A 25,066-nucleotide genomic window follows, 5' to 3' on the forward strand; every position below is an offset into this window, starting at 1 on the left:
GGCTTGAATGATCAGACCTTATGAAAAAAGTACCTTTGGCACGAACAATTTTTAAGCTTCACAGCTGGCTTGGTTTAGTGACCGGCATCTTTCTTATTTTACTTGGATTAAGTGGCTCCGTTCTGGTTTTCAGAACGGAGCTCGATCATTTCTTTAACAGGAAATTGCTTCATGGGTTACCGACCGGGGATTCCGGCAAGGATCAGGTATTAAAGCGGTGTTATGAACGTATCACAAACAGCTATCCGAATTTGGATGGTATCGCCTGGGTCAATCCGGATGCAGGACCTGGGGATGCGTATAATTTTAGAATTTACTTCAACGATACACATCTGCTGACCTATGACCTGGCATTAATTTCATTTGATCCTGCTACCGGTAAAATACTTCGGGAGGGGCCTGCCAGTGATTTTACACCCAGTTTTATCGAATGGCTTTTTCAATTTCATTTTAGTTTTCAACTGGGGATTCCCGGCGCCGCGTTGACGGCAATTTTTGGTATTACCATGTTGCTGTCACTTTTAACGGGTGCGGTTGTATACCGGAAAATGCTGCTGAAAGTACTGACATTTCAGATAAAATTTAATACAAAAAACTGGCGGACAATCAGTTCGGACCTGCACCGGACGATTGGTGTTTGGTCTTTGCTCTTGAACTCAGTTATTTTTTTCACTGGGTTCTGGATGAATCTTTTTGCTTTTAAAGAGAAGACATGGAAAAATGAGTTGGTTGCTACGAAGCCCAATACAAAAATATTGATCTCACCAGATCGCATGTATCGTCAGGCCCTTTTGACTATGCCGGAACTGGAACCTACGTATGTGTATTTACCAACACAACCTGAACGCAAATTTGAAGTCAGGGGCTACGAAAAAGGCCAGTGGAAATTATGGGGTAGCGGCAATTCAGTGCGTGTTAATCAGCAGACTGGCGAAATCATCCAGGTTATAAGGATAGTTGACAAACCTTTTTGGGAGCGCGTCGAGGCAACTTTTTTTCCATTACACGTGGGAAATTACGGAGGCATTATAGTCAAGATTCTTTATGTTATTATCGGTCTCACGCCAGGATTGCTGTCTGTGACGGGTTTTTTACTCTGGTGGCGTAGGGTTAAAAAATAACAACTGCAGCAAATTGATATAACATCCCCGCTTTGATAATTTGGATGCCTCAGTATTTGTGATTGTCTGTTTTAACGTTAATTGAGATATATAAAGGTTTTATTGCCCCGCGGGCGGATAGTTTTTGTGTATGGCAGATTTTTTGTAGAGGATTTGTAAATTAATTTTCACAAAATGAACAATCTGCCAATCTCCGTATTAACAATCGCCAAATCGAGGAATGAGGCTCTGCGTAACTTAGTTCTCGGTCTGGAAATGTCTGAGAGATATCCGGCTGAGCTGATAATTGTCAATATGAACGAACCTGCGAGCGAGCTCATCTCGGAAAACTTTCAGGTTCGTTCTTTTCGGTTCGATGCTGAGGAAAAGCTGCCACTTGCCGCAGCGCGGAATTTCGCAACTGTTCAGGCGACTTTTCCAGTAATGATTTTTCTTGACGTCGATTGCATTCCCTCTTCAAATCTGACAGGTAAATATTTTGATGCTTGTCAAGAAAGTGATCATCTTTGGATAGGACCTGTGAGATATCTTACAAAAGGAGCAACTCTGGGACACGATTTTTTGCATAAAATGCGTGAAATGAGCTCACCAGATCCGGTAAGAGGCGATTTGCGCGATGTGAATTACGCACTTTTCTGGTCGCTTAATTTCGCTTGCAGTAAGAAAATCTATGATCATATTGGCGGCTTCGACACACGATTTACGGGTTATGGAGCAGAAGACACAGATTTTGGATTTAGCGCTAGAAAAAAGTCAGTTCCGCTGAGTGTAGTCGACGCTGTTGCTTATCATCAGTATCATGCAAGTTATGATCCGCCTCTAAATCACTTCAGAGATATTCTTGCAAATGCCAGAACCTTTTTCGACAAATGGAAAACTTGGCCTATGGAAGGTTGGCTGCGAAAATTTGAAATTGCCGGCCTGATAGAACTGGAAAATGATGAAGTGAGGATTTTACGTGAACCCGAAGAAATGGAAATCATCGCTGCCATGAAATCACAGTAAATGTTCAGGGAAATTATTTTGCCAGACTTTATGTAATTGCAAAGCAATATCCGATAATGCCGATTTGCTGATTACGCCTTTCCAGCAATCCGAAGGCAGATTTTCAGCACTTTCGATTGTCTTTTTCCAGTCGAGATTCTCTAAATTTTCTGCCTGGACGACAATGGCAAAACCATTTTGTCTCAATAGTTCTGCTTTACGAAGTTGCTCCTGAAACGGACGATCTTCCGGTATGCAGATAAACTTTTTTTCAAGGTCGGCCATTTCCATTACCGTGTTATGTCCGGCATTCCCGACAACGACACCACACTGATAAATCACAGATGCCGGATTTTGGATCTGACCATGAAGTAATACATTAGGCGCTGAGATTAGCTCTGAGTCTGCTATTTTACCTATGACTGAAATTGTCCTGTCAGGGCATTGTGCTGCCAGAGCACTTATAATCCTGCCGTCTAATGAAGTGCCACCTGTGCCAACAATGACACCAATCTCCCTATAATCCTTTTCCTTTGAAAATTTTGCATGCCCTGAATATTTAGAAAACCCACCTGAGAAAAATGTTTTTTTTGTTACCCATTCATGGCATGATGAGTCAATCAACCGCTCCGGTGACGGTGCAATCAGCAATTGTGCGCATTCATACGCGCGTAGGTGAGGATCGTCATCTCGGTCGCCATTCTGGCGCATCACTACCGTGGGGGTACCGCCCAGCGTGGCTAATATTGTCACCTCGACAGATACGTCAACAACCAGTATGACAGGAAACAATTTGAGCAGTGAAGCTGAAATCACCGCGGTGCGCCTGGCAACCTTTTCAATGTTAATTGGGACGTAATGCAAAAAGCCTAACCGTAACAGGGAAGAAAAAGTATCTTCTGGTCCCGCCACATCGCCTGGCAAGTGTATGCATTCGAAGTCCTCTGGAATAATATCAGCAAACCGTTTGAGGTCACTTCCAAGGAAAGTAACCCTTGCGTCTTTTAGCTGTGATGCAATCGCAAGAGCCCTCATGAAGTGCCCCGAGCCGTGATGATGAATGTAAAAAGCAAAATTAGCTGACATTTTCTTTGATCTTCGTTCTGGTTGCCTCAAAAGCTTTTTTTATAAATAATGCCTCATATGCGTCGACCATTTTTTCGACATCAAAAAGACGCTCTGCGCGGCTGCGGCATTCGTAACGATCCAATTTTTCTGCCTGTAAAATACAGTCAGCCAATTCCTGTACATCGTTGCCGCTACATAGCTTACCGGTAAGCCCATCGAGCAGATTTGGCAAGGCTCCTTTGGAGATACCTGCTACCGGCGTCCCGCATGCCAATGATTCAGCAACTACAAGCCCGAATGGCTCATTCCAGCACGGAGTGATCAAAGAAACTATTGCGTTACCGATCAGTCCGTTCAGCTTTTTATGATCACAGACCCCGAGCAATTCAATGGAATCGTCAAGACGTGGCAGTATCTGGGTTTCATAATAATATTGATCGCTTATTGCACCTGCAACCTTTAATTTTTTTCCGGCAAGTTTGGCTGCCTCAATGGCGAGGTGAAGACCCTTGTCCGGATGTATCCGGCCAAACCACATTACATAACCGCCATCATTCTCAGGGTAGAATTTCCAGGCGGCCAGATCGACGCCGTTAAGTATCACTTCGCAATTTGGTGCGTAATCTTTCCAGTTTTCAGCGTTGGTCTGAGAAACGGATACATATTTAATTCGTCCGGAATTCTGTTCGAGTCGTATGGCATTTTTCAGCTCAAAGATCGGTGGGGTATGCAGCACTGTAACCATTGGAGCCTTAACGAGTTCAGACATCATGATGGGAACATAATTAAGGCTATTGTTGAAAATCACATCCAGCTCATCTTTATCTATATCCTGCATCATTTCCACATAAGCGTGATGTGTAGAAATATATTCCGTACTTAACTGGTGAGATGTGAACTGTGAAGATGTAATAGGGTGATAATCTTCCGCACAGAGTATCGGCCTAACGTTAAGAATGGGGTCCGATCCTGCGCAGGCGTATAAGAGCACATCATGTCCGCGTGAGAGTAACCGCTGACAAATATCATAGGTGAAAGCCTCCAATCCGCCCATGAAGGGTTTAGATATTGGATACTTAAGGTGAGCAATTATACCAATTTTCATGTCGCTTACAGTAAAGTTTGATGATGAGTATATGCGGATATGGTGTAATTAGATACGGATGTATTTTGACCGCGTCGTACCTATATAGAAAATCGTGCCGACGATAAATGTTTTCCTGATCGGCTGGTACGAAATTTAAACTTACCTTTCTTTACTTAAAATGAAAGCATCGTGATCTTTACACCAAAAGAAACACTTACCGAGCGAGAGGTCGAAAACGGGCTGAATACAGTGCTAAAGGAAGGAATGGCGACTGAGGCCATGGTAACTCTGGCCGGAGGGACCTTTATGGTTGCATTTGCAATCATGCTTGGTGCAAGTAATTTTCAAATCGGACTGCTGGCTTCATTGCCTACATTCACCAATATTTTCCAGCTAGTTTCGGTCTTTTTAATCCGTAAATATAATAACCGCCGGGCAGTTTCAGTTATTTGCTGCATACTGGCCCGCATTCCGATGGTATTACTGGGGGCGATGCCATTTTTTTTCGGTGACAATGCTCCGGTTAGTTTGCTGCTTTGTTTCCTGTTTTTTTACTACCTGTTCGGCTCGATCGCGGGTCCCAGCTGGAATGCCTGGATGAAAGACCTGGTACCTGGTGATAAACTTGGTGCTTTTTTCTCAAAACGAAGCCGGTATGCACAAATATTAAATGTCGTTCTCAGTATTCTTCTGGCAGTCTCTATTGATTACTTGCGCAGGAATGCACCGCAATATCAACTCTACGTGTATGCGGCGATGTTCATGACAGCCGGAATTGCCGGTCTCGGTGCGGTAGGCTTGTTGGCTAGGGTGCCGGAGCCCAGATCTTATCTTCCGAACGAAAATATCATGAAAATGTTCGTGAAACCGTTGCGTGATAAAAACTTCCAGAGATTGTTGGTTTTTAATTCGCTATGGTTGTTCTCAGTAAATATAGCGACACCTTTTTTCACTGTCTTTATGTTAAAAACGCTGGGGCTTACCATGACCTATATCATCCCGCTGACTATCTTGAGCCAGCTTGCCAGTATTCTTACGATCGGATACTGGGGGAAATTTGCCGACCGGTATAGTAACAAGACAATCATTTCCATTTGCGCGCCGCTCTATCTGGCGTGTGTAATCGCGTGGTGTTTCGTAGGAATTTATACCAATTTAATATCCAATCTCGCACTTCTGGCAGTGATCCACATAGTCAGCGGGTCGAGTAATGCAGGTATAGGGCTGGCGTTGACAAACATAGGATTGAAGCTTGCTCCTTCGCGTGAAGCGATCGTCTATCTTTCGGTCAAAAATATTATTACCGCAGTCTTTTCCTCACTAGCACCATTGCTCGGAGGCTATATGGCCGATTATTATACATTAAGACAACTGCGGGTAATTGCCGAATGGAGTGGGCCAAATCTGCAAAAAACCTTTCGATTACTGCTTTTACATGAATGGAACTTCCTTTTTCTTATAGGTGCAGTACTCATGGTGATTGCACTCCAGTTTTTACCTCGTGTGCGCGAAGCAGGAGAAGTTCACAAAAGCGTGGTAAAAAGGATCATGCGGACAAGCCTGCGGAGCAACTTACGTGATTATTTTGTGATTGATGTATTAATAAACTGGCATTCATCATTAAATAATATGCTTAAAATTAACCTTCTCAATTCTGAAAAGACCAGCCGGGAACAGCGGCACCAGTAGTACTTTGCCGGATTTCTGTAAAGCTTTAAAGGAATCAACGAGAAAACATTTTACCAATCAATTGCCCAATCTCCGCAAAATCGTCATGATTATTTACTGAACGTTTTTCTTTGTGATCAGGGTGCTGCTGACTGAAAGGATAAACAAGAAGAAAGTTATTTTCCTTGACGTGTTTATCGAGAAAATCGGTAATTAAAGCCATTTGCGGGAAATAGGAAACCATTCCCCGTTTTGCCATAAATATAATCAGGCCTTCGTCTTCGGTAAGACTGGTTGCAGCCAATTCTGCTTCCTGCCAATGACTTATGCTGTGCAGCGACGATTCAATACTGGATTTATTTATAACTCTTTGCAAGACCTGCAAGACAGAATCGTCAGCATAAAAGCTCATTAATGCACCTGAATTTTTGGCGATGTTCCAGACACGCAGAAGAGCATTGAAAAATCCTGCTTCTCTTTCTGCTCTGCTTGGAATAAGAACGAGATATCGCTTAACAGTAGCAATGGGCTGCCCAGCGTGATAGATCAGCGTATTTACATTATCATTTTGAAGATATCCATTGTGAAGATTGTGTACGAATGATGGCGTGAAACCTTTTTCCGGCTGCAAACCGATGACAAGGTCTGTGATATGCTTTTCCTTGATAACATTGCTTATTCCGGATGCAACATCGCTGTCGTAACGAGTCAGTGACTGGATTTCTACATCAGCGGCGGCACCTGTATCGACTGCGATATGAAGTGTTTTTTTTGCATTTCTGATCGACGATTCGTTTTTATCATCATTAATAATATTCAAAGCAATCAGCCTGTCGTGGTTATGGTGTGCCTTGATCAGTAAACTGAGATTGACTATTTTTTCTACCGTTTGTTCATAATTTACAGCCATCAGAATATTCTCTGTTTCAGGATTGATTCCGGAGGCAGTATCTTCCTTTTCTGCTTCGGCAACACGTTGTGCGCTGGACATCGATACAAACGAAGAAACAGTACAGGAAACAAGAATAAGAAGAATACTACCATTCAACACGTGTTCACTAAGTAATCTGACAGACGTTCCATCGGCTGTTTCAGAAACGATAATATTGTATCCGACCATGACAGATGCCAGTGTAGCTGCCGCTGATGCCGAACTCATTCCGAAAATAAGCATTCCTTCATCTTTGCTGAGGTGGAATGTCTTTTGAGTTACAACAGCTGCCAGGTATTTTCCTCCAATTGAGGCGACCAGCATAACGGCAGCAACGCCCAAAGTTTCCAGACTTTTAAAGAATACCTTAAAGTCGATCAGCATCCCGACACTGATCAGAAAGAAAGGAATGAAAATCGCATTGCCTACAAATTCAACCCGGTTCATCATCGCAGATGAATGAGGTATCAGTTTATTTAACGCCAGTCCTGCGAAAAAAGCTCCGATAATTGCTTCAATACCCGCCAGTTCGGCCAGCACGGCAGCCAGATAAATGATGACAAGAACAAAAATATATTGTGAGATTTTATCATCTACACGTTTGAAAAACCACCTTCCGATGATCGGGAAAACGAAGAGTACCGTCGCTCCGAATGCTACGATTGATAAGCTCAGGCGGGTCCAGAAGGCATTGTTAACTTCCCCTTGTGTCATTCCGACGACAACAGCCAGAACCAGAAGAGACAATACATCGGTGATCATCGTGCCTCCAACGGTGATGTTGACCGAGAGATTTTTCGATATGCCCAATTTGCTCACCATCGGGTAGGAGATGAGCGTATGAGAAGAAAACAAACTGGCAAACAGCACAGAGGTTAACACAGAAAAATGAAGGACGTAATAGCCACCTGTAAATCCCAGAATAAAGGGTATTGCGAAGGTGTACAACGTGAAAGTGATACTTTTCCATTTGTTCTTTTTGAAATCGCCCATATCAATTTCGAGCCCGGCCAGAAACATAATGTAAAGCAATCCGGTTGTCCCGGTGACGACTACGCTGCTGTCTCGTGCGAGAAGATTTAGACCATTTGGCCCAACCACGGCTCCGGCAATCAGTAGTCCGAGTAAATGCGGCACCTTTATTTTATTAAGCAAAAGTGGCGCGCTTAAAATAATGATGAGTTCGAGCAGAAATTTCAATACCGGGTCTTCAATCGGCAGGCTGCCGATATGTATATTTAATAACGGCATATTAGCGTTGGGTTGAACGGGTGAGTTCCACATAAAATTTAGCCGTACAAGACTGATTAATATTAATTGTCTGTATGCCTTTCAGAACCTCATTGGTAAGAGGATTAAGATCAACGGTTAGCGTTGCCATTTTGGTTGCTGAAGTATCGCTGCTAAATTGCAGGTTTATGCCGGTACTATCAAAACGCGCATTGTAGACCCGGACAGTTTTGTTGTTTTTATCAATCACCCGGGTGTATAATCCGGTCGAATCGCTTATAAATTCCCACTGATTTGCACGCTGATCACCGATGACATATTCGCTGCAATTGGACTCGCGGCAGACGGATCTTCCGCTCCACAGGCCAGCAATATTTTCAGGCCAATGCTGAATAATCAGCGTGTCCTTTTTGGTTAAAAGGCTATCCCGCATCTTTAAGAGTGAAATGTAATCCGCTTCTTTTAGCGCGAACTCTTGCTCTTTTTTGCTTACTGCCTGTTCTCGCTGGGCAAGTTGCTGCTCTTTCTGCTCGTTTTGGCACCCCCATATTAAAATGCAGCTGAGCAAGATGGCGAAGAAAGTTTTAGGTATCGTCATGGCGTATGGGCTGGATTGAAACGATCTTTATCGTCTGCTTTTTCTACAATTTACTTTCGCAAGTTATCAATCCAATTGAAGGAACCAAATATAAGCCTTGATTGCTTCATGAAAATCTTTCAGCAGTTTAATGAAAGTACGTCCTGATACTTTTCGTAAGGCCATTTGGATGTGAGTTATATCAGTTGAATATTATTTGTCGGGATCGGTAAAGTTTTTTTAGATGAAAAACTTCATATGGGTTTATAAAGAATAGACGAAATAATGAAAGAAGTTTTCCGGAAGCCCTTTCTTTAGCGTATTGTCAGTATGTCTGATAAATTTTTTTGTAAAAAAGAGAAGCCAACCTTTTACAATTGACTTCTCAGAGGCGTAATAATTCAGTTTAGGTTTCGAAAATTTTATCCGATGACTTTCTTTAAATTCGTATAACAAGTCTGGATGGTATCAAATGATGGCGCGAGGTCATATTCAACAAAAAAATATTTTAATCCTGATACATTGGCAGCTTCAAAAATTCTCTTAAATTCTACCACTCCGTTACCAACTTCGGTGATGGTCTGAAGATCTTTTTTAATATCCTTGACGTGCCACAACGGAAAGCGGCCAGGATGTTCTTTGAATAACGCAACAGGATCTTTTCCGGCTTTAGTTGCCCAGGCCAGGTCCAGTTCCATTTTTACAAGATCTTTATCTGTTTGAGAAAGTACCAGTTCGTAAGCTGTTTTACCGCCTTCAACAGGATCAAATTCCGTTGCATGATTGTGATATGCAAACTCAATTCCTGCTTTTTTACTGGCTTCTCCTGTCTTCTGGAACACTTCGATGGAATTTTTCACTTCATCCATAGTGCCCACAGGCGTGCTTGCACAAACCAAAAAACTAAGTTGAGCTTCGGCAGCGTCGTCAACCAATTGCTGATAATTATCACGAAGATTCATCATCGTAGGGATTGTAATCGGTTTTCCGTCCGAACCCGTAGGCATTTTACGGCCCGGTGGCATTTTGAAAGGCGCACCGAGCGCATGGTGTGCACGCCATTTTAAACCCAGATCTTCCGCTAACTTTTTGAATTCTTTTGGTTTATATCCGTAATATCCTCCACGTGTGCTGAATGCTGTTTCAATTTCTTTATATCCGATCGAGGCAATTTTTTCAAGTGTTGCTTTCGGATCGTTGTTCATTTTTTCAAATACAGTAAATAACTGAATGCCGACAGGTCTTTCCGCTGCAAACATCTCAGCCAGCCCCGAAGCTTTTGATAAATAGGGTAAAGCCAGGCTTCCAGCCGCAATTGCGCCTGCTTTTTTTAGAAAACCTCTTCTGTTATCACGCATAAAATAGAAAATTAGTAAGTTAAAGTTAGTTCTGGACTATTGCTGAAATTTGATTTTTGAGAATGACATCAAAGGCTGAATTGCCTTCGCTTCCTCATTTTTAAACACAAAGTATAAATCGTGTTTTCCTTTGGTGTCGTTTAATTTGATCTTTACCGGGGGGCGTGCGAACGGATTTCTAGGTTTCACGGGTTCTCCCGGTTTTGCATTTTTCTTTTCACTTTCCATTTCAGCCATTACTTTGGCGATATCTACTTCCGGCGCAATGTCCACCTTTTCCGTTCCAACGACCGGTCCTGTCGGAGAATCAAGTCTAACCTCTATCGTTCCTCCAACACTTCCTTCCCGTCGTTGCGCAGAAGCATCCAATTCAAGTTTTTCGATACCCGAAAGATCGATGTTTTGTAAAGCCAGATAACTGTTATTGAACGTGACCATACTAAAACCTAAACCTGCCACACCGAGTGCTTTTAACTCTGTTCCTTTCGAAACAGGCGCTTCGGCCGCATATATTTCAGGATTTCTAAGCACGATCATTTCTTCGGAAGTTTGTGCCGGAATTGATTTGGCTCCGCTAACAGCTCGGTCGGTGAACGCGGCGCGAATGATCACAGAGCCTTTCCCGTTGTCACCTTTTGGAATTTCAGGCTTATAATCACCTTTGATAGGAAGGGTGCTGAGTGTTTTGTCTGTACTATTCAAAATATATTTGACAATAACTTCCGCGTCAGCTACCGGTAGCGCCGGGTGAGCAGCCATTGCAACTTCTCCCCAAACACCTGATCCGCCCTCTAGTACTTTTTTTACAAGTTTATCCAGTGCACCTGACTGTCCTTTGTATTTATTGGAAATATCGGCGAAAGACGGACCAACCGATTTTGTGTTTGGCTGATGACAAACTTTACAATCGCTTTTACTCATCAGGACCTGGGCCACGGCAAATTGTGTTGACGCGTCTACACTTCGTTGGCTCTGAATTACTTCAGCATAATCAAAACCTTCGGAAGTGTAATCAATACTGACTGCCACCTGATCTGGTTTGATTTTTCCGTCTGACAAACTTCCGTCTTCCTTATCGCTTACGTTTACCGCATATGCTATCGGCTTATCGGCAAAGAAAAATGTTTTATTTCCTGTCAGATCGACTGAAACCTGTGGAGGCTCATTACCTGCAACAATTTTCAAAGACTGGGTATTACTCGCGCCTTTCGCATCCGTTACTGTCAAACTTGCCGTGTACACTCCCGATTTAGCGAATGAAACGGCAGGGTTTGCCGTTGCAAAGGTTCTTGGAGCGACTCCTGCTCCTGTAACTTTCCAACTATATTTCAAAGCGTCGCCATCAAAATCTTTTGTGCCTTCCGATGACAATTTAGCAGAAAACGGAACTGTTCCACCTTTTTTATCAGTAGAGACCTGGACGATCGGCTTTCTGTTTCCTCCGTTGTATTCAATTCTGATCAGACGTGAATTATCGCTTTTTCTGAACCAGTTGCTGCCATATTCCAGAATATACAAGTCGCCATCGGGACCAAATTTAATGTCGATCGGCTGCACCGGATGATAACTCGGAAGAACCCGCTCCATAGTATCATAGTCCCCGTTTTCTTTCATGGATATTGCCATAATCCAGCCACGTGAAAAGTCGGCAGCGATCCACTTGTTTTCATAATATGCCGGCCACGGACGTTTTGGATTTACAAAATCTGATTTGTGGTAAATCGGTCCGCCTGTCGCACTTCTTGAACCTGAGCCAACCAATGGGAATTTCTCAGAAACACCGTAAGGATAGTAAATAAAATTAGGTGCCGTGGCAGGCAGTTCTCTTAATCCTGTATTATTCGGTGAAGTATTAATCAGGTTATTCGGATCTTTTTTCTCCATCGGTTTATTGGCAGCATAATCGAAAACCGGGAAAGCTTGATTATCAGCAACAAACCAGGGCCAACCGAAATTTCCAGGTTTGCGGGCCTGATTCAACTCATCATAACCTCTTGGTCCGATATCAGAATCTTCATTGGCGTCAGGGCCCACTTCTCCCCAATATACATAACCTGTTTTGCTGTCAATCGCAATTCTCCATGGATTCCTATGTCCCATAGAATAAATTTCCGGACGCGTTTTTGCTGTTCCCTTTGGATAAAGGTTACCATCCGGGATTGTATAGGTACCGTCCGCTTCCGGATGAATTCTCAGAATCTTTCCTCTCAAATCATTTGTGTTTCCGGCATGTCCCTGGTCGTCCCAGCTGCTTCTTCCTTCGCGCTCATCAGTTTGCGCAGCCTTCTGGTTTCCGGTATTATTTCCAACGGTCAGATAAAGATTTCCAGCCTTGTCCCAGGTCATTCCGCCGCCGGTATGACAGCAGACCTCGCGTTGCGTTTCGACTTCTAAAACTGTTTTTTTGGAACTTTCCACCAACTGGTCCTCTTTAATTTCCCAGCGCGTGAGAATGTGTTTTTTCTCGGTCGGGTGTGCATAGTACAGATAAATCCAGTGATTTTTTTCATAATTCGGATCCATCGTGAAACCCATTAAACCTTCCTCAGCTTCCTTAACCACGCCGTCTGCGCCTGTATACTTCGTATTGACCGGGATCATGGCAATAAGATCCGTAGTTTTTGTTGCTGCGTTATACTTTTTGAGCGCCCCTTTTCTCTCAATAATGTAAGCGGAACCGTCTTTTAAAACCTCGAAAACCATAGGCTCGTCAAGATTTTCAGCGACGACAACCGGTGTGAAACGGCTTTCATCGGGCTTTGGCGGACTGTCCTGAACGGTGAATGAAGCCAGGAACGCAAGTCCGGCCACTTTCAAACTCAATTTCGTAAAACTAAAAATTCGGGGTAACATCATGGATGGATCAATTATATAGTCAGGTTAATACAATACTTTTGAAATATACTAATATTTTAAGAAAAAATAGTTAAAAGCGAAGAGGTGCCGAATCTTTCAATCCGACACTCTTCTTTCCATCCATCAGTATTAAAATTCGAAAGCCAGTGATAGCCATAAACTTCTTGGAAGCAAAGCTCTGCCTGGCATCATTGTACCTATTTCAACAGCCGAAAAATCACGGAACTGATCACCACGAACATCCCCTTCTGTCAAAACTCTTGCATTAAGTAAGTTATCAACCCAGAATCTTGCGTTCAGATTTTTAGTGAAACTATAACCAGCGCCACCTTTCATCAAAGCATATGCCGGTAATTTGTAGCTGTCACTCGGAGCAGTAAAACGACTTCCGATATAACTTCCCGCCAGATAAATATTGAATTTTTTGTAATCATACGTTGCAGATAATTCAGTGTTCAGGACCGGAACGCGTTCTGTTCTTTTGCCTGTAAAACTGTAAGTAGTATCACCCAGTATCGCCACGATTGCAGAATTTGTATTGGTGCTCGCGGAATAATCCGTATACTTCGAATCTTGAACTGTACCCGTTAAACGTAAGTTCAGTGACTTGGTAACTTTGTAAGATGCTTCAAATTCTGCACTATAAGTTCTGGTAGATCCGAAAGCCAGAAGACTCTGGTTTCCTGACGAAATTGTTGGTACCGTAATCGAAAGGGAGACGTTTTTAATTGCTGAATAACTCGCCGAGGCAAAAAGTGAAAAATCATTTTTTGCATATTTAAAACCAATTTCTCCCAGGTATACCGGACGTTTCTTGATTTTCGCCGGATCATAAGCGGTTGCGTTATAATCTGCGATGTTTGGTGCGTTGTAGGCTCTTGTAGCTCTGGCGAATAAAGCAGATTCGTTATTAATTTTGTAATTCAGACCAGCAGTCGCTGACCAGTTCGTAACGTTCTCAGAATAATTGGTATAATCAGCGATTACCAAGGTCGAAGCTTTCGTATAATCCGGCGTTCCGTCTGCCTTGTAAGCATAGAAAGGACGTTTTCCGTCCACATTCTGGTTGTCGATACGGGCACCCAGATCCAGTCTCCATTTTGCGTTCAGAGTTATCTCATCCGAAGCATAAGCGGACAAAGTTCTGGAATCACCAATTACCGTTGACAATGTTAACGGCGTGATTTGTGCCGCCGTTGGAGATGTGATAAGTCTTCTTGGCTTTTCCTTAAATTCCTGCAAATACGAGAAATTGTAGTTTGGTCCGTCGTTCCGGTTATATTGATGAATCCCTGCACCAAATAATAAACTATGATTGCCAAAAGTCTTTTTCAGATCGAGATAATTCACAATCTGGACATCTTCAAGTTGTTGTGTTACGCCTGTCACATTCACAAGTCTGTCTCCGGATTTTAAAGAAGCCGCCGTTCCATCCAGGTAATAATACTGCGTAGTACCGTTGTAAGCCACATTACTGGCAGGAATTCCAGCCGTAACATTCATATTCGTATGCTGATAACGGAAGTTATTATTGATTTCCCAGCCCTGGTCGGTTGTGTAGTTAAACTGAAATCCGCCAGCACCCTGTTTTGTGTGAATCCCGTCCGACATATCGTAATTTCTTGTCACGCCGTCTGCACTTTTGTAACTGAATTTTGTATCAATTGTCGCCAGGGACTGATTAACCATATCAAATGAACCAAATTTCGTAGGCTTTCCGGTTCCATCATAAGGATAGAAACTAGTCAGCATCCACTGTACTTTGTCGTTTAGATATTTCCCGTAAACACGAACAAAACCTTTCTGATTTTTAAAGTTGTAGGTCATGTTTCCTTTAAGCTGTCCACCCTGGTTTGCGGTATAGCCCGGGGGAACAATTCCTTTATCTGTACGATAAAAACCACCGATATTGTAACGGATATTGCTGTTTACTTTCCCGCCAACATTTCCGTCCAGACGGTATAATCCTTGTGATAATCCTGTCGTAGCCTTGAACTTACCATAAGTTTTTTCTGCTCCGGTATAGCTCAGATTATTGATAACAGCACCTGGCGTATTCGCCATAACGATTGAGGCATTTCCACCTCTCACTGCTTCAATATTTTTGATCGTAAGATCTGTTTTATAATATTGGTCAACGGAAGGAAGTGAATTGTAACCAGTAGGCAATACCGGTAAGCCGTCTTCCATAATTCCAAGAAAGATATAACCTCCTTGCTGGGGAAATCCCCGAACCCACACGTTGCCCGGACCGTCTCCACCGGTACTTTCTACCGTCAATCCCGGGATTGCTTTCAATAAATCGGTGCTGTTCAAAGGTGCGCGGGTCTGGATATCTTTGTTATTGATGGTTGTGATTGCAACGCTGCTTTCTATCTTCTTTTTAGGATTTCCTCCGGTAACGATTATTTCCTGCAATTGAAGAATGTCATCTTTCATCTCCACATCGATCTGTAAATCACCGCCGATCACCTGGATTTCTTTCTTGACGCTCGTAAAACCGATGCTGCTGATTGTCAGTGTGTAACTTCCTTCCGGTATATCCACAAAAGAAAAAGCACCATTAATATCCGTGACAACGCCGTTACTTTTATAATTCAAAAGAACAGTGACACCGCCAAGTGTTTCACCTTTACTATCTTTAATTTTTCCCGAAACAGTGAAATTTGGAGCTTTACTTTTCACCACCGGAAGCGACTGCGCGCCGTCTTTTGAAGTACGGCTGATAATGATGAGATTTTCAGTAACCCGGTAGGTAAGATCCAGCGGCTTAAGCGTTTCATCCAGCACTTTATATAACGGCTGATCTTTCACTCTCACATTGATTTTGCGGTCTCCTCTGATAATTTTGGTACTGAAAACAAACTTGCCGCTGATCTGTTTTTCAATATTTTGAAGTACATTTTCAACCTCCTTATTATTCAGGTTTACACTTATTTTCTTACTTAATAATGTCTGGGCATTACTTTCTGCCGCGTTGGCGTTACCCAAAGCCCATATTGCAACTACAACCTGATAGAGCGAGATACGCATAGCTCTTAGAATAACTTGAAAATTAAACGCTTCTTTCATACATTTGAAATGTTTTATTGAGGTTAGATTTGGTAAAACGGTCCCCTTCATCCTTTTAGCGAAGGATGTCATGTTGGTTCCGAAAGCAACTTGGGGGATTCATAGAGGGTCGGAGATGTTGGTAGCATTATCCGACTCTTTTTTTTAACTGTACTTCTATTTTTACATAAGTGTTGAGATAGGGTTAAAAGAATTTTTTAGCTTAATTTTTGCAACCTTTACTATATACGACGATCTGTCCGTCAAGCATTTCGTATCGCGCTTCAATGGCTTCGCAGATAATATCAAGCTTCTTATACAACGACTGATTTGTCAAAGATGCCGTAATCGGACAACCGCGAAGAAGGTCTTTATCAAAAATTATATCGACCTGATAAGCGTCTTCCAGGTCTGTCAAAACTTCCGAGGCGGGCGTATTGACAAAATTAAAACTCACCGTGTTTTCACCTGGAATGAGCTGGGGGCTATCACTGATCGTCTTTATCATATTGGTGGATTCCCTTTCGTAAACTACTTTTTGATTCGCAGTCAGCACCATACCTTTTGATTGCAGAGCTTTTTGATCTTTTGTATCAACAAAATCATTTTCCCGAAATACTGAAACTTTACCTACTTTCACATCTACGGACGTTTTCTTAGCTGCATCCTGAGCAACAATCGTAAATGTTGTTCCTAAAACCTTTGTTACGAGCTGATTGGCATATACCAGAAAAGGGCGTTTTGCATCTTTCGAAACATGAAACAATGCTTCTCCGGAAAGATATACTTCACGTTTCTCAGCTGGGAATTTTTCAGGAAAGCTGATCTTCGCATGCGGTGTGAGCGTTACTCTACTTCCGTCCGTCAGTGTTATCAATTTATTGGCGTTACTATCATTTTCTTCCTCGTGCAGCGACTTCCCGCGAGTCATTCGCTCGTAATCCGTCAGTGATCTGGCATTTTGTTGATATAACCAACCCAGGCCAAGCATTAACACGATCGTTGCTGCTGCCCAAAAAATTGAATTCCTGGCGAAAAAGCTATGCACAGGTGCAATGCCCGCCGCCTCGGCTGAGAGAATCCCATCATTGTTATTACGCACTTTGGTAAGCAATTCCTGAATCTCGAAATCAATTTCACGATCATCGATATGGGATTCGTAATGAATATAAACACTTTCGAGCAACGTTTTGGCACGCATAATATCCTGCGATTGTCCGCTGTGATTTTGCAGATATGTTTCCCAAAAAGTCACATCGTTGTCACGTTTGTACCGAACCCAGTTTTGAAACTGTGCATCTAATACAAAATCTTCCAGGCTATATTCTTGGTATTGATTCATGTTAATATTGGCTTCTACTTATACATAGGCAACGATTAACATGAAATAATCAAAATATTTCATTTTTTTTTGAAAAAAAATGAAAGTTGTCGGTTAGTATGGTTTTGGCTTACAGCTTATCCTTTAATTCCTGAATGGTACGGTATAGGAGATTGGCAACGGATTGCTTCGAGATGGACATTACCTGGGCAATGGATTCGTTATCCATATTCTCAAAAAAACGGAGGTAAATAATTTCCTGCTGGCGTTTGGTCAATAAAACAATCTGCTGATTCAGCATTTTCAGCATGGCTTCACTGGTTTCAATTTCAATGATCTGCTGTTCGATTGAAGTTTCTCCGACATGTTCAGCTTCAAAATTCAGATCTTCATCGTCTGACTGCCATTGCTGTTTCTGACTCTCCCGATGAATTTTCCGGCGAAGAGATTTAAGAAGGTAAAATTTAACAAAGTTAGTATCGCCGATCGTTTCCCGTTTTGCCCATAATTCAAGAAACAAATCCTGAATACAATCTTTTACAAATTCGCGGTCTTTGGAAAATTTGACACCATAGCTGAACAGGCTCCGGTAATATTGTCGCGCGATTTTTCCGAAAGCAATATCGTCTCCTGCGCGAAAAGCGTTCCATAGCTCCGAATCGTCTGCGTTTTGGTCGGTAGGGCTGGGCATTTAAAATTTACGGACGATTCAAGTTAGGTTATGGACTGCAATCCTACGATTTTTTATATAAAAGTACAATATTATTTCATCTTTTTCCGTCATACTCAGCCGTATTCTGCGGCAAACAGCGCGATTTTAGCGGTGAAAAGAATAACGTTATGTCATTTTTATCTTAGCGAAAACGTAAATATCTTCCTTCTAAAAAGTTGTCGTGATCGTTTCTTGCCTATATTTGCAGCGTATGTCAAGGACGAAATGGCGATTTATCTTTTGTAAAAATTGAAAAGCACTAAGAAACAATGGGTAGCAATGAGTTTGCTGACACTGATGCTTGTGAAAGCATGGGTGCTTCCGTTGTTATATCTTGACTTCGAGATTCGCCGCGACTATATTATTGCCAATTTGTGTGTCAATCGAAATAAACCGATGATGCATTGCAACGGTAAATGTTATCTGGCCAAACGTATCGCAGACGCAAAAGAAAAGGATGCGAGACAAGCAGAAAATAATTATTTGTCACATCTCATTTATCAGGTGATGGACAGCCGGGAAGTTCTTTATTCTGCAACGCCTGTCACATTTGAAATCCGCACATCCATTCATTATCAATATAAATCTCCTTTCACGGCGCGCAATCCTGTTGCCGACATTTTTCATCCGCCGCTTGTTTAACTGATTTCTTTTCAAGGTAATTACAAAACAATTATTTGTCTCAAAAAAGGCAGATTGTTAGCGTTTCTGTTCGTTCAGATCAGATATGCTATGTATTTATCATTTTTCGAATTTTCAGATTAAACTTAATTCCATGAAAGTCCGCTTTTCATTCATATATATATTCTTATTTACAACCCTCATTTTTTCCTCTTGCGGTTCGGACGATGCTGAACCAGAGTTAAATCTTAATGGAAGGGGTGACCTTGTTTTTTATTTTGACAATACCGTTGGCAATGAACTACTTGCCCTGAATAATACCACGTACAAAAATTCCAGCGGGGAAAGTTTCCGGGTTACAGGATTGAGTTATTATGTATCCAATTTCAAGCTTCAGAGGAAAGATGGAGGTGAATACGTTATTCCTCAGGATTCCAGTTATTTTTTGATCAACGCGGCCGACAAAAACTCGTATGAAGTAAGGTTGGAAAATGTTCCTGTTGGAGACTATTCCGGTGTTAGCTTCGTACTAGGTGTGGACAGCGCCAGAACGGTTTCTTCTTTGGAAAAGCGTAAGGGTGTTTTAGATATTGCTGCCGGGCAACCGGGCGCTTCCATGTATTCAGATGCGAACGATGGTTATACATTTTTAAAATTGGAAGGTACATCCGTTTCGGCAGCAAGTGGAAAATTTGAGTACCAGATCAAAGGGTTTGGGGGAGCAACGGCGAGAACAGTAAATAATATTAAAACAATTAATATTCCGTTTACAGGTACCATAGCAAGCGTAACAACTACAAAGTCACCCGAGGCGCATTTGCTGATTAATATTTTAAAAATATTCGATGGAAGTACCAGGATCAGTATCGCGGGCCTGCCACAAGCTATAACGCCGGAACTGACCGCACCGCTTGCTAGTAATTATACGACGATGTTCACGCTGGATCACATCCATCCGACATCCAGTGCCCATTGATTGTAATGTTAAAAACAGTGAAATCAATTCGAGATATCATCCAGCAGAAATTTTTGGTAGTGCCTGTTTTGGTATTACTGACGGGAGCAATGTGGCTGATGATAATGGTTGGCGCGTGTACATCAGAAGAGACTGTCGATCCGGAAAATAAAACGCCAACGCCGTTGGCATGGAGAAAGCCGGCGAATTTTCCGGACCCGGTTTATGATCTTAACAAAAATCCATTAACCGTTGAAGGCGTTGAGCTTGGAAAGTTTTTGTTCTATGACGGCTTGCTTTCGAGAACCAATGTGATTGGCTGTGGAACCTGTCATCAGCAGCAGTCGGCTTTCACACATCATGGGCATGAATTGAGCCACGGTGTTGATGACCAGCTTGGTAAGCGAAATACGCCTTCAATTCAGAATATGGCATGGAATCCACTTTTCTTTTGGGACGGCGGTGTGCGTGATATGGATTTTGTCCCCTTCAACCCGATTGAAAATCCGGTTGAAATGGGAGAAACAGTAAATCATGTTCTCGAAAAACTGAGACTGACACCGGATAAATCTGCAAAAATTCCGGTCGATTATCCAAAGATGTTCAAAGCCGCTTTTGGTACGCCGGAAATTACGACGGAACGGATGATGAAAGCAATTTCTCAGTTTATGACAACAATGGTTTCGGCAGAATCCCGGTATGATAAATTCGCGATCGGCGATGTGACTGCACTTTCGGCGCAGGAAAAAGAGGGATTGATACTCTTTCGCAAAAATTGCAGCTCTTGTCACGAAGGTGAATTGTTCACCAATTACAGCTTTCGAAATAACGGCTTGGCGCCTTTAAAATACGAGGATTTGGGTCGTTTCGATGTAACCCGTAGGGAATCTGATCGTAATTTATTCAAAGTTCCAAGTTTGAGAAACGTGAGTTTTACCGCGCCTTATATGCACGACGGCCGTTATAAAACATTGGGTGAAGTGCTTGAACATTATACTGACAAGGTTGTAAGCTCGCCAACCTTGGATCCTGCATTCATTCAGTCGGGCGGAAAAACGGGTTTGAACTTAACCGATGACGAAAAGGAAAGCATAATTGCTTTTCTGAGGACACTTAGCGACGATAATTTTATAAAAAATAACGCGTTTTCCGATCCGGGGATTGGTAATGCTTTTTAATTTATTTGAAATGAAAACACTTCGATTTCTTCTTTTAATTTTTTTGTTTCCGCTCGCTTCGCAAGCTTGTGATATTTGCGGTTGCGCAAATAGCGGATCGTATTTCGGACTTATGCCGCAGTCGAATAAATCGGTTGTTGGCATCCGTTATAATTATCTGAATTTTACTACCCATCCGACAAGTCAGGTTTTGCGCACGGAAGAAAAATTTAATGTTACTGAGCTCTACGCAAGGTTTTTTCCAATCAAGCGCGTGCAGGTAATGGCGTTTTTACCGTATCGGATGGATCAGCAAGTCACCACGTCCGGTACTAAAAAACAGAACGGATTAGGCGATATGACGATTCTGGCAAATTACAATATCCTGAATACACTGATGGATACCGAAAGCAGTTCAAAATTCAGTCATACGTTACTTGTAGGGGGCGGGATCAAGTTACCGACAGGACGTTTCAAATATGATGAGAATGACGTTTTGCAGGTAGCCAACGCCAATTTTCAGCCGGGAACAGGAAGTACAGATTTTATTCTTAATGCCTTTTATACGGTCAACCTTGATCAGTGGGGTTTAGGTGTAAACGTTTCCAGAAAATTTAACACAACCAATTCTCAGGAGTATAAGTTTGGAAATCAGCTTTTCGGGACGATGGATCTTTACCGGTCATTCAAAGTTGGGAAAGTTACATTGACGCCGACGGTAGGGCTGTATGCTGAACAGTCTGGAAAGGGCAGGAAAAATGACCTGATATTGGACGAGACAGGCGGTAAACAATTGAACGGCACGTTGGGTATCAATTTGTTCTCAAACCGCTGGATGCTCGGAATTAATGGCCAAAAGCCGATAAGTCAGCGAAGCAATTCAGGGCATGTTGTGGCTAAAGAAAGAGTGCTGGTGCAGCTTGGTTTTCTTTTCTGATATCAAAGAAAATTAATGTGGCAGTTCGTTCTATTTTATATAATGAATCGTTCGGTTTAGCCGTTTTTGAAAGTAACCGACTGATCGAAATATTGGAAATTCAGGTACTGATTTAGTCAAAAGAATATGAAAAAACTTATTTATTTATCGTTTATGCTGTTTATTGGCGCAGCTTGCATGGTTGCTTGCAATGATGATTCAGATGATATTCCGGTTGATCCGGATCTGACAGCAGGTACGGGCAGAATGCTTCTTAAATTTGACAATGTTGCTGGAAACGAGGATCTTGTGCTGGATAATAAAACCTATGCGAATAGCTCAGGCGAAGATTTGACGATATCAAAATTCAATTATTTCGTTTCGAATTTTAAGCTGGTAAGGGACGACGGAAAGACCTACACAATTCCACAGGATTCCAGTTATTTCCGAATTGTTGAAGCCGATGCAAAATCTCAAACAATTGCTTTGAACAGACTTCCTGAGGGAAATTATACAGGAATTGAATATATTGTTGGGGTTGACAGTCTGCGAAGTGTTTCAGGTATTGAGAAAAGAGGAGGAGCTTTGGACCCATCCGGTGATATGGCAGGAGATGGCATGTATTGGGCATGGACATCTGGATATATTTTCGTAAAACTGGAAGGAAGTTCGTCGAAGTCGAGTTCTTCAAATGGCAAATTTTATTATCACATCGGTTTTTATGGCGGATTTGAAAGTAAAGAAAAAACGGTCAATAATATCAAAAATATAAAGATTGATTTCGCAGGAAATAATGCTGTTGTGCGTGGTGATAGTGTTCCTCAGGTTCGGATAACAGCCGATGTTCTGAAAGTTTTCAATGGGCCAAATCCGGTCAGTGTAGCAAAAAATCCAAGTATCATGTTTGACTTTACGCTTTCGTCCGGTGTGGCAAACAATTACAAATCCATGTTTGGTTTTGGGGAAATAAAGCAGAATAGTTTGGCTAAATAGCATTGTATGAATCGTGGTTTTTGGGAAATTTTGAAAAGGGCAAGCTTACTTTTGGGTATGCTGATATTGCTTTTGCAAGTCGGTGTGTCCTGTACTTCCGGTTCGGGAGGAAATACAGAAGAGCCTGATCCCAATCCTGAACCCACTGGCCCGACTGCGCTTCAATGGAAAAAGCCAGCACATTTTCCCGATCCCGTTTATGACCTGGCCAAAAATCCGCTGACGGTAGAAGGTGTTTTGTTAGGAAAATTTCTGTTTTATGACGGTATTCTTTCCCGGACAAATGTGATTGGCTGTGGTACTTGTCATCAGCAGTTATCTGCGTTTACACATCACGGGCACGAATTGAGCCACGGTGTTGATGATCAGCTTGGTATACGCAATGCGCCGTCTGTGCAGAACATGGCCTGGAATACTTCATTCTTTTGGGATGGAAATGTACACGCTCTCGATTCAGTTCCGCTTAATCCGATTCAAAATAAAGTTGAAATGGATGAGACGATGGATAACATTCTCGCGAAACTGAGAGCGACACCGAATGCAACATCCAAAGTACCTGTCGATTATCCAAAAATGTTTAAGGCTGCATATGGAACAACCGAAATCACTTCCGAGCGCGTCAGGAAAGCGTTGTCACAATTTATGATGACGATGGTTTCCGCCAATTCGAAATATGATTACTATGTTCTGGGAGATGCGGCTGCCTTAACAACGGAGGAAAAAACGGGGATGGCGCTTTTTAAACAGAAATGTTCGTCCTGTCATGTTGGCGAATTGTTTACGGATTTTAGTTATCGGAACAATGGATTGCCGCCGATCAAAATTGATGATCAGGGACGATATTCGGTTACTCAAAATGAGTCTGACCGGTATAAATTTAAGGTGCCAAGTTTGAGAAATATTGGCTTGACCGCTCCTTATATGCACGATGGAAGGTTTGTGACTTTGGAACAAGTCCTGAATCATTATGGTGATAATATGCAGTCTTCGGCAACTTTGGACAATATTTTCAAACTGCCAACCGGAAAAGTTGGTATTAATTTATCGGCCGCTGAAAAGCAAAGTATTATCCTTTTTCTCAGGACTTTGAGCGACGATCAATTTATCCGCAGTGCGGAATTATCTGATCCCGGTGTCGGAAATGCTTTTTAATTTATTCTGATGCGCTCGTTTTTAGCATATATATTATTGTTTTCAATCATGCTGCCCACGATTAGTCCGTGGGGAACGATCGCGTATTTTCATTTGAACCGCGAATATATTGCAAAGGTGCTTTGTGAAAACCGCCAACGCCCGGAGCTGAAATGTAACGGACAGTGTTATCTTGCCAAAAAACTGAAACAACAGGAAGATAATAAGGATAAGGAAACGGCAAATCGCGTTCAAAATCTTCCGGTATTGCAGCTTTTTACACAGGCTGTCGACTCGTTTAAATTCGACTTCGATTATTCTCAATTTTTAGAAAAGCCTCGTTTTTTCTACCAATTGGTAATTTATATTTCTCCCGCATCCCGTTTACTAAGGCCGCCCAGGCGCTAAATAATCGCCCTTATTTTTTGTGGTTCAGTATACCGCTTTCCCCTGGAACGCGATATGAGATGTTATTCCTTTGTCTGAACCCAACTCATTTTCAATTATTTAACTGGATTATTATATTAATTAAATATTATGAAAAGAATTTTCATCTTCGCCATTGCCGCTTTAATTTTTACTTCTTGTGATAATAATGATGATTCAACAGAAATACAGCCTGTTGAGAACGCAAAAACAACAATCACTTTCGACGCACGTGTAGGTAATGCAGACTTCGCTTTAAATAAAGATTTTACAATCGGGACGCGTACATATAATTTTTCCAAACTGCGATACTGGGTTAGTAATGTGACACTGATTGATTCAAAAGGAGCTGAATATTTGATCCCCGATTCATATTACCTAATGGAAGAAGTCGGCGATCTAAATCTTTCTGGTACGATTTCAGATAAGCTGACCTATCCGGCGCGTAAACGCGAATCGATTGACGTTGAAGATATTCCGGCAGGAGAATATAAGAGTATTAAATTTTCAATCGGTGTTGATTCCAAGCACAATGACAATCTAAGTTTGCAGTCCGGGGAATTATCGATTGCGAACGGCATGAGCAATATCGCGTGGATGTGGCATACCAGTTACATTTTTTCTTCGGTAGCCGGAATTGTGAAGGAAGGTACGACAAGTGCAGATTTTTTAGCAGAAACGGGTCTGAACGCTAATTATAAAACGGTATCCATCGATTTCGCTGCGCCGGTCAATTTCTCGACAGCGAAAGGAGTTGTGTTAAATCTGGACGTTACCAAGATCGTCGACGGAATTGATCTGATAAAAACTCCGAAAGTAAATGCTGCGCAAGCTGAGGTTATGTCTGCTTTGGCTACCAACTATGGTTCAAAAGCAATGACTTTTGGCAGTATTGCTAACTAA

The 25,066-nt window shown here is 42.1% G+C and carries 20 protein-coding genes; 11 read left to right on the forward strand and 9 right to left on the reverse strand.

Going from position 1 to position 25,066, the window contains the following annotated elements; genetic code table 11:
• Window positions 1-20: 20 nt before the first annotated feature.
• Window positions 21-1,121: a PepSY-associated TM helix domain-containing protein gene (locus BMY70_RS18995; RefSeq protein WP_090337887.1), complete on the forward strand. Its 1,101-nt coding sequence runs from the start codon at window positions 21-23 to the stop codon at window positions 1,119-1,121.
• Window positions 1,122-1,295: 174 nt separating this feature from the next.
• Window positions 1,296-2,126 carry a glycosyltransferase family 2 protein gene (locus BMY70_RS19000; protein WP_090337888.1) on the forward strand — a complete coding sequence of 277 codons (831 nt, stop codon included), beginning with the start codon at window positions 1,296-1,298 and terminating at the stop codon, window positions 2,124-2,126.
• On the opposite strand, the gene BMY70_RS19005 is transcribed toward BMY70_RS19000, so the two are convergent.
• The gene (locus BMY70_RS19005) at window positions 2,118-3,191 is read right to left on the reverse strand and encodes a glycosyltransferase (protein WP_090337889.1); all 1,074 of its coding nucleotides are present in this window, start codon (window positions 3,189-3,191) and stop codon (window positions 2,118-2,120) included. The two genes, BMY70_RS19000 and BMY70_RS19005, sit on opposite strands and share 9 nt — an antisense overlap.
• A complete protein-coding gene (locus BMY70_RS19010) occupies window positions 3,181-4,278 on the reverse strand; it encodes a glycosyltransferase family 4 protein (protein WP_090337890.1) in 1,098 nt (365 codons plus the stop codon). Before BMY70_RS19010 ends, BMY70_RS19005 begins: the two co-directional genes overlap by 11 nt.
• 171 nt (window positions 4,279-4,449) lie before the next feature.
• On the opposite strand from BMY70_RS19010, the gene BMY70_RS19015 reads away from it, so the two are divergent.
• Window positions 4,450-5,949 carry an MFS transporter gene (locus tag BMY70_RS19015; protein ID WP_090337891.1) on the forward strand — a complete coding sequence of 500 codons (1,500 nt, stop codon included), beginning with the start codon at window positions 4,450-4,452 and terminating at the stop codon, window positions 5,947-5,949.
• Between the two features lie 34 nt (window positions 5,950-5,983).
• Here the strand turns inward: BMY70_RS19015 and BMY70_RS19020 are convergent, their stop codons facing one another.
• From BMY70_RS19020 to BMY70_RS19050, 7 genes are all read right to left on the reverse strand, one after another.
• Complete coding sequence (locus tag BMY70_RS19020; protein WP_090337892.1) at window positions 5,984-8,110, reverse strand: cation:proton antiporter; 2,127 nt, start codon at window positions 8,108-8,110, stop codon at window positions 5,984-5,986.
• 1 nt (window position 8,111) lies between these two features.
• Window positions 8,112-8,687 carry a hypothetical protein gene (locus BMY70_RS19025; protein WP_090337893.1) on the reverse strand — a complete coding sequence of 192 codons (576 nt, stop codon included), beginning with the start codon at window positions 8,685-8,687 and terminating at the stop codon, window positions 8,112-8,114.
• A gap of 401 nt (window positions 8,688-9,088) precedes the next feature.
• Complete coding sequence (locus tag BMY70_RS19030) at window positions 9,089-10,024, reverse strand: sugar phosphate isomerase/epimerase family protein (RefSeq protein ID WP_090337894.1); 936 nt, start codon at window positions 10,022-10,024, stop codon at window positions 9,089-9,091.
• 36 nt (window positions 10,025-10,060) lie between these two features.
• The gene (locus tag BMY70_RS19035; protein WP_090337895.1) at window positions 10,061-12,880 is read right to left on the reverse strand and encodes a PQQ-dependent sugar dehydrogenase; all 2,820 of its coding nucleotides are present in this window, start codon (window positions 12,878-12,880) and stop codon (window positions 10,061-10,063) included.
• A gap of 129 nt (window positions 12,881-13,009) precedes the next feature.
• Window positions 13,010-15,952, reverse strand: coding sequence for a TonB-dependent receptor domain-containing protein (locus BMY70_RS19040; protein ID WP_090337896.1), 2,943 nt, complete (start codon window positions 15,950-15,952; stop codon window positions 13,010-13,012).
• Between the two features lie 202 nt (window positions 15,953-16,154).
• Window positions 16,155-17,273: a FecR family protein gene (locus BMY70_RS19045; protein WP_090337897.1), complete on the reverse strand. Its 1,119-nt coding sequence runs from the start codon at window positions 17,271-17,273 to the stop codon at window positions 16,155-16,157.
• Window positions 17,274-17,382: 109 nt separating this feature from the next.
• Window positions 17,383-17,943: an RNA polymerase sigma factor gene (locus BMY70_RS19050; RefSeq protein WP_090337898.1), complete on the reverse strand. Its 561-nt coding sequence runs from the start codon at window positions 17,941-17,943 to the stop codon at window positions 17,383-17,385.
• 270 nt (window positions 17,944-18,213) lie between these two features.
• On the opposite strand from BMY70_RS19050, the gene BMY70_RS19060 reads away from it, so the two are divergent.
• From BMY70_RS19060 to BMY70_RS19095, 8 genes are all read left to right on the forward strand, one after another.
• Window positions 18,214-18,606, forward strand: coding sequence for a hypothetical protein (locus tag BMY70_RS19060; RefSeq protein WP_229209685.1), 393 nt, complete (start codon window positions 18,214-18,216; stop codon window positions 18,604-18,606).
• A gap of 133 nt (window positions 18,607-18,739) precedes the next feature.
• Window positions 18,740-19,561 carry an MbnP family protein gene (locus BMY70_RS19065; protein ID WP_090337900.1) on the forward strand — a complete coding sequence of 274 codons (822 nt, stop codon included), beginning with the start codon at window positions 18,740-18,742 and terminating at the stop codon, window positions 19,559-19,561.
• Window positions 19,562-19,578: 17 nt separating this feature from the next.
• Window positions 19,579-20,718, forward strand: a complete 1,140-nt coding sequence (locus BMY70_RS19070; protein WP_229209686.1) for a cytochrome-c peroxidase — start codon at window positions 19,579-19,581, stop codon at window positions 20,716-20,718.
• Between the two features lie 10 nt (window positions 20,719-20,728).
• Entirely contained in the window at window positions 20,729-21,634 is a 906-nt protein-coding gene (locus BMY70_RS19075) for a transporter family protein (RefSeq protein ID WP_143072132.1), read from the forward strand.
• Window positions 21,635-21,760: 126 nt separating this feature from the next.
• Complete coding sequence (locus BMY70_RS19080; protein ID WP_090337902.1) at window positions 21,761-22,606, forward strand: MbnP family protein; 846 nt, start codon at window positions 21,761-21,763, stop codon at window positions 22,604-22,606.
• A gap of 6 nt (window positions 22,607-22,612) precedes the next feature.
• Window positions 22,613-23,758, forward strand: coding sequence for a cytochrome-c peroxidase (locus BMY70_RS19085; protein WP_229209687.1), 1,146 nt, complete (start codon window positions 22,613-22,615; stop codon window positions 23,756-23,758).
• A 48-nt stretch (window positions 23,759-23,806) separates the two neighbouring features.
• Window positions 23,807-24,145, forward strand: a complete 339-nt coding sequence (locus BMY70_RS19090) for a hypothetical protein (RefSeq protein WP_310590646.1) — start codon at window positions 23,807-23,809, stop codon at window positions 24,143-24,145.
• A 129-nt stretch (window positions 24,146-24,274) separates the two neighbouring features.
• Complete coding sequence (locus BMY70_RS19095) at window positions 24,275-25,066, forward strand: MbnP family protein (protein WP_090337904.1); 792 nt, start codon at window positions 24,275-24,277, stop codon at window positions 25,064-25,066.

This window comes from Dyadobacter koreensis (genome assembly GCF_900108855.1).
Lineage (GTDB): Bacteria > Bacteroidota > Bacteroidia > Cytophagales > Spirosomataceae > Dyadobacter > Dyadobacter koreensis.